Annotated in this window: 4 protein-coding genes; all 4 read right to left on the bottom strand. The window is 72.9% G+C overall.

Features of this window, described 5'->3' with window-relative positions; genetic code table 11:
• Positions 1–348: 348 nt before the first annotated feature.
• On the bottom strand, positions 349–1,128 hold the full coding sequence (locus ACFXA3_RS32355) for a TIGR03936 family radical SAM-associated protein (protein WP_385192642.1): 780 nt from the start codon (positions 1,126–1,128) through the stop codon (positions 349–351).
• Between the two features lie 127 nt (positions 1,129–1,255).
• Positions 1,256–2,365, bottom strand: a complete 1,110-nt coding sequence (locus ACFXA3_RS32350; RefSeq protein ID WP_385192639.1) for a hypothetical protein — start codon at positions 2,363–2,365, stop codon at positions 1,256–1,258.
• A gap of 61 nt (positions 2,366–2,426) precedes the next feature.
• On the bottom strand, positions 2,427–4,352 hold the full coding sequence (locus tag ACFXA3_RS32345) for a TIGR03960 family B12-binding radical SAM protein (RefSeq protein WP_385192637.1): 1,926 nt from the start codon (positions 4,350–4,352) through the stop codon (positions 2,427–2,429).
• A 186-nt stretch (positions 4,353–4,538) separates the two neighbouring features.
• Complete coding sequence (locus ACFXA3_RS32340) at positions 4,539–6,026, bottom strand: CHAD domain-containing protein (RefSeq protein ID WP_385192634.1); 1,488 nt, start codon at positions 6,024–6,026, stop codon at positions 4,539–4,541.
• Between the last annotated feature and the right edge of the window lie 81 nt (positions 6,027–6,107).

The following is a 6,107-nucleotide window of genomic DNA, read 5'->3' as shown; positions in this document are numbered from 1 at the left end:
GGGCGGTCCCGCGGGCCGGGACGCGGCGCGGCGACGCCTGCGCGGAGGCAGGTTGTCGCTCGGGCTGCCGCTGTCGGCGCCACCGGTGGTGTTGTTGGTTTCGTTGTTGAGCATGCGGGCGGTTCTCCCGTCACGCTCCCGGGCGCCGCGGCTGACTTCCGGTCCGGCACGGCCCCGCGCGTTCGGCGCGGACCCGGCCTCCGGGGCGCGGTCGCCACACGGGAGCTCTAGTCCATGGCCGCCGGTTCCGTACGTCTTGTCCGTACGGCCTGGCGGAAGTCTTCAGGTCTGTGCGCGGCCCGACCCAGGTGGCTCCCGAGTCCCAGGGCTGCGCGACGACGACGATCCCTACGCGGCGGGACCTTCCGGCGCCTTCGCGTCGGCGGCCACGGCGGCCGTGGGTGGGGCGGCCGTGACAGCCTCGCGGTCGGGCGCGAGCGGGTCGGTCACCGTGCCGGACTCCTCGTCGAAGAGCCCCTGCGCCAGCCTGGTCACCGCTGCGGGGACCGGCGGCGCCAGGTCGGCCACAGCTCGGAGACCGGACAGGACGTCGTCGGGTCGCACGGCAGGTGTCAGATGCCGAACAACCAGCCGCAGTATCGCACAGGCATTGTCCAGCGGCCTATCAGCCGGGGCAGGAACCGACTCGAGGCTCACCACGGCCCCGCGGGTGTCGAAGGTGCGCATGCCGTTCTTGGTGCGGCGCTGCACCTCCACCGTCTCGGCGGCGAGGAAGGCCTCGACCGCCCGCTCGGCGTCGGCGCCCCGCACGCCCTCCAGACGCAGCTCCCACACGGAGGCGGTCAGCCGCTCGGCGAGACCGGAGGTGCGGGCCTCGACGGCGTCGATGATGTCGAGCCCGACCGGCATCGACTCGTCGAGCAGCTCGCGGAGCTTCTCGGGGTCGCGGGGCTCCGCGAGGCCGATCTCCAGGTACTCGGCCTCGCTGCCGGTGCCGGTCGGCGCGGCGTTCGCGTACGACACGCGGGGGTGCGGGGTGAAACCGGCCGAGTACGCCATGGGCACCTCGGCGCGGCGCAGGGCCCGCTCGAACGCGCGCTGGAAATCTCGGTGGCTGGTGAACCGGAGGCGGCCGCGCTTGGTGTAGCGCAGTCGGATGCGCTGCACCACCGGTGCGGGGGGCGGGCCTTCGGGCTGTCGCTTGCCCAGTGGTTCTTCTCCTTGTGCGGGGCTTCGCGGCTCGCGCGTCGCCCTGAGGTCCGGTGAGCCGGCGGGCCACGCCGTGCCCTCCGGCTCACCCCTGCCGCTGGGGCAGGGGGCTCTCGGGGGCGGGCGTGTTGCTCACGGCTGTCGTACTACCCAGAGTACGCGCCCGTGACCTCACCGGTTCCCGGCCGGGGCCCCCGAACAGCGCTTTTCGCACGTCGGCCCGGGCCTGGCGGACGGTGGTGCGGACGGTGCGCCACACCTCTCGTACGACATGTCCGACCGGTGTCAGCACGTGCCGGTAGACCTGCGCCACGGGCCATCCCACGACGACCCGTCCGACCAGCCGGACCGCCCGCCACACGGCCCGCAGGATCCGCCCGGCGACGTGCCACGCCCAGACGAGCACCTGCCCGACCGGGGTGAGCACGTACCGGTACGCCACCCCGCCGAGCCACACCAGCGCCCGCCCGACCGGCGTGAGCACGTACCGGTGGAACGCCCCACCGAGCCACACCAGCGCCCGCCCGACCGGCGTGAGCACGTACTGGTGGAACGCCCCACCGAGCCACACCAGCGCCTGCCCGACGGGGCTGAGCACGTACCGGTACCCCGCCCCGCCGAGCCACAACAGCGCCTGCCCGACCGGGGTGAGCACGTACCGGTGGACGACTCCGGCCAGCCACAGCAGCCCCCGGCCGACGGGCGCGAGGACGTACCGCCACAGCCCCACCCAGGGCCAGACGAACAGGATCATGCAGAGCGCCCACCCGGTCCACGCCACGCCTTTGGCGAGCGGAGCGAGCAGGTAGCGCATCCCGCCGCGCCCGATCCGGGCCAGCGCCTCACCGAGCGGGCGCAGCAGGTACGCGTACAGCAGCCGGCCGCCGGGCGCGAGCACGTGGAGGTGCAGCGGCTCCAGCACGAACCGCCACGATCCGACCCACGGCCACACGAACACCAGCTTGAGCAGCACGGTCAGCACCAGGCCGGCCGCACGCAGCGCCGGCTGCACGACGTACACGGACAACGGCCCCAGCACGTGGCGCCGCACGGCCTGCCCGAAGGCGACGAGCAGATCCCAAACCACCCGTACGGGCAGTACGACGATCAGCGCCACGATCTTGACGGGTACCCGGATGACCCCCACGAGGCAGCCCTCACCGGAATCCGCGGCCTGCCGCTTGTCGAGTTCCATACCGGCTAGGACACCGAAAACCCCCCGACCGTTGCGGTCGGGGGGTCAGGTCGCGCCGGGGTTACTTCACGACCGACAGCGGGAGGAGCTTCTTGCCCGTGGGGCCGATCTGGATCTGGGTGTCCATCTGCGGGCAGACGCCGCAGTCGAAGCACGGGGTCCAGCGGCAGTCGTCGACCTCGGTCTCGTCGAGGGCGTCCTGCCAGTCCTCCCAGAGCCAGTCCTTGTCGAGGCCGGAGTCCAGGTGGTCCCAGGGCAGGACTTCCTCGTACGTGCGCTCGCGGGTCGTGTACCAGGCCACGTCCACGCCGTAGGCCGGCAGCGTCTTCTGCGCGGCCTCCATCCAGCGGTCGTACGAGAAGTGCTCGCGCCAGCCGTCGAAACGGCCGCCCGACTCGTAGACGGCGCGGATGACGTCGCCGATGCGGCGGTCGCCGCGCGAGAGGAGGCCCTCGACGATGCCCGGCTTGCCGTCGTGGTAGCGGAAGCCGATGGAGCGGCCGTACTTCTTGTCGCCGCGGATCTTGTCCCGCAGCTTCGTCAGGCGCGCGTCCGTCTCCTCGGCCGACAGCTGCGGCGCCCACTGGAAGGGGGTGTGCGGCTTCGGGACGAACCCGCCGATCGACACGGTGCAGCGGATGTCGTTCTGGCCGGAGACCTCGCGGCCCTTGGCGATCACGTTGACCGCCATGTCGCCGATCTGCAGGACGTCCTCGTCGGTCTCGGTCGGCAGGCCGCACATGAAGTACAGCTTCACCTGGCGCCAGCCGTTGCCGTACGCGGTGGCGACGGTGCGGATCAGGTCCTCTTCCGAGACCATCTTGTTGATGACCTTGCGCATGCGCTCGGAGCCGCCCTCGGGGGCGAAGGTCAGACCGGAGCGGCGGCCGTTGCGGGTCAGCTCGTTCGCCAGGTCCACGTTGAACGCGTCCACACGGGTAGACGGCAGGGACAGGCCCACCTTGTCGTCCGTGTAGCGGTCCGCGAGGCCCTTGGCGATGTCGGCGATCTCGGTGTGGTCCGCGGAGGACAGGGAGAGGAGGCCGACCTCCTCGAAGCCCGTGGCCTTGAGACCCTTCTCCACCATCTCGCCGATGCCGGTGATGCTTCGCTCCCGCACGGGGCGCGTGATCATGCCGGCCTGGCAGAAACGGCAGCCGCGGGTGCAGCCGCGGAAGATCTCGACGGACATCCGCTCGTGGACGGTCTCGGCGAGCGGGACCAGCGGCTGCTTGGGGTACGGCCACTCGTCGAGGTCCATGACCGTGTGCTTGGACACGCGGTACGGGACGCCCGACTTGTTCGGCGCGACGCGCGCGATGCGGCCGTCGGGCAGGTAGTCCACGTCGTAGAAGCCCGGCACGTAGACCTGGCCGGTCTTGGCCAGGCGGAAGAGGACCTCCTCGCGCCCGCCCGGACGGCCCTCGGCCTTCCACGTGCGGATGATCTCCGTCATGTCGAGGACGGCCTGCTCGCCGTCGCCGATGACCGCGCAGTCGATGAACTCCGCGATCGGCTCGGGGTTGAAGGCCGCGTGGCCGCCCGCGAGGACGATGGGGTGGTCGACCGTGCGGTTGCGGGCCTCCAGCGGGATGCCCGCCAGGTCCAGGGCCGTGAGCATGTTCGTGTAGCCCAGCTCCGTGGAGAAGGACAGGCCGAACACGTCGAAGGCGCCCACGGGGCGGTGGCTGTCCACGGTGAACTGGGGCACGTGGTGTTCGCGCATCAGCTCTTCGAGGTCGGGCCACACGCTGTAGGTGCGCTCCGCGAGCACGCCCTCGCGCTCGTTCAGCACCTCGTACAGGATCATGACGCCCTGGTTGGGCAGCCCGACCTCGTACGCGTCCGGGTACATGAGCGCCCAGCGGACGTCGCACGCGTCCCAGTCCTTGACGGTGGAGTTCAGCTCACCGCCGACGTACTGGATCGGCTTCTGAACGTGCGGAAGCAGGGCCTCGAGCTGAGGAAAGACTGACTCGGCGGGCATAGCAACCTTCGTGAGCTGGCAGGGGGGCGACTATCAAGCGTAACCCGCTCGCAGCCGCCCCCTGAATCCCGCAGCCCGCGGGGAGCAGGGCGTGCACCGGACGTCACACGAGTCGCACGGCGGGTCACCCCCGTCGCGGCGGGGGAAGGAGGCGCTCGGCGATTCAACGATCCGGATGTCCTGCGGTCACACCCCGGGGGCGGACCGCAGCCCGGGGTCGGCGGCGCTCTGCCAGACCCGCGGGAGCTCCCGCTCGTTCCGTTCGGCCAGGGCTTCCTCGCGGGCGTAGAGGACGCCCCAGGTGAAGGCCGACTCCCCGGCTCCGGCCGCTTGGACGCCGAGGCCGTGCAGGGCTTCGCGGGCGACGACGCCGTCCTGGTGGTCGCCGAGCAGGCTCTGCACCGATTTCACGGCCTTGGTCAGGTGCTTCGCGGGTTTGCCGAGTGCCGGTGTGGCCGCCTCGGCCGCGTAGCGGGCGCGTTTGGCGGCCTTGCGGGCGCTGTGGAGGGCGAGGTCGCGCGGTTCGCCGGGTTCCTGGCCGAGGGCGGCCGCGACCCGGGTGGCGAGGCGCTGGTGGTCCTTGAGGACGGACTTGGACAGGACCTCGGCGGCGGGACCGGCCGCGGCCGGGAGCAGGGGCGGGTCGGCCAGCAGGGCGTCGAGGGCTTCGAGCAGGGCCGCGTACCGCTTGCCGTCGAGCGCGGCGAGGGCGCGGCGGCGGGTGCCGGAGCGGCGGGCGTTGTTCCACGTGCGCAGGCGGCCGCGGACGGGTCCGAGGACGAGGGTGCGCGGGAGTTCGGCGATGCGGGTCTGGATCCGGTCGAAGAGGACCTCCTGGTCGCGGTCGAGGCCGAGTTCGGCGCCCAGCCAGCGGAGCTCCTCGCCGAGGGGGTCGGTGGCGGCGCGGTCGAGGACCTTGCGGTGGGACGCGAAGGCGCTGCGCATCCGGCGGCAGGCGACCCGCATCTGGTGGACGGAGTCGGGCAGGTTGCGGCGGACGGCGGGGTCGTGGGCGACGAGGGAGTCGCGCTGTTCGCGCAGGTACGCGAGGACGTGCGCGCCGGCGGTGTCGTCGGCGGGGGCGGTGCCGGGCCGGTGCGGCGGCTCGTTGCCGGTCTCGGTGAGGGCGCGGGCGAGTTTGGAGGGGGCGTCGGCGACCCGGAGTCCGGCCTTGCGGAACTTCTTCTCGACGGCGTCGAGCAGGGCGGGGTCGACGCCGTCGGCGAGTTCCACCTCGACCTCGGTCCAGGAGGCGGAGGCCTCGTCGCGCTCGGCGCGGACGGTGTCGGTGGAGAGTTCCGCGAGGAGGGCGCCGTCGGCGTCGAGGAGGTGGCTGATGCGGCGGGAGGACAGGAGCCGGACCTGCGGTTCCAGGGCGGCGTCGCGGACGCGGGAGCGGACGAGGGCGGCGAGGGCGCGGGGGACGGTGTCGCCGAGGGGGGCGCCGACCTCGTCGCGGACGCCGGGCGAGACGGGCAGTTTGAGGTGCCATCCCGCGTCGGCGCCGCCGGTGCGGCGTCTGAGGGTGAGGCCGTCGGCGGCGAGCCGCTGGTCGGGGGTGTCGTAGTAGACGGCGTCGAGGTCGACGGTGCCCTGGTCGGCGAGGGGCCCGCCGGCGGGCCCGGCCGGGCCTGGAGGGTGTGAGGCGCGCGCGGGCGAGCGCGGCGGGTTCACGGCGATTGGGGGGGGGGGGGGGGCTCGGGGGCGCGGGCCCCCGCGGCGGCGGTGTGCGGGGCCGCCCGTGGGGTACTCCAG

The sequence above is a fragment of the Streptomyces sp. NPDC059456 genome (genome assembly GCF_042750055.1).
In the GTDB taxonomy this organism is placed as follows: domain Bacteria; phylum Actinomycetota; class Actinomycetes; order Streptomycetales; family Streptomycetaceae; genus Streptomyces.
Note: the sequence above shows the minus strand (reverse complement) of the source record. Positions and strands in the feature narration are given on the sequence as shown.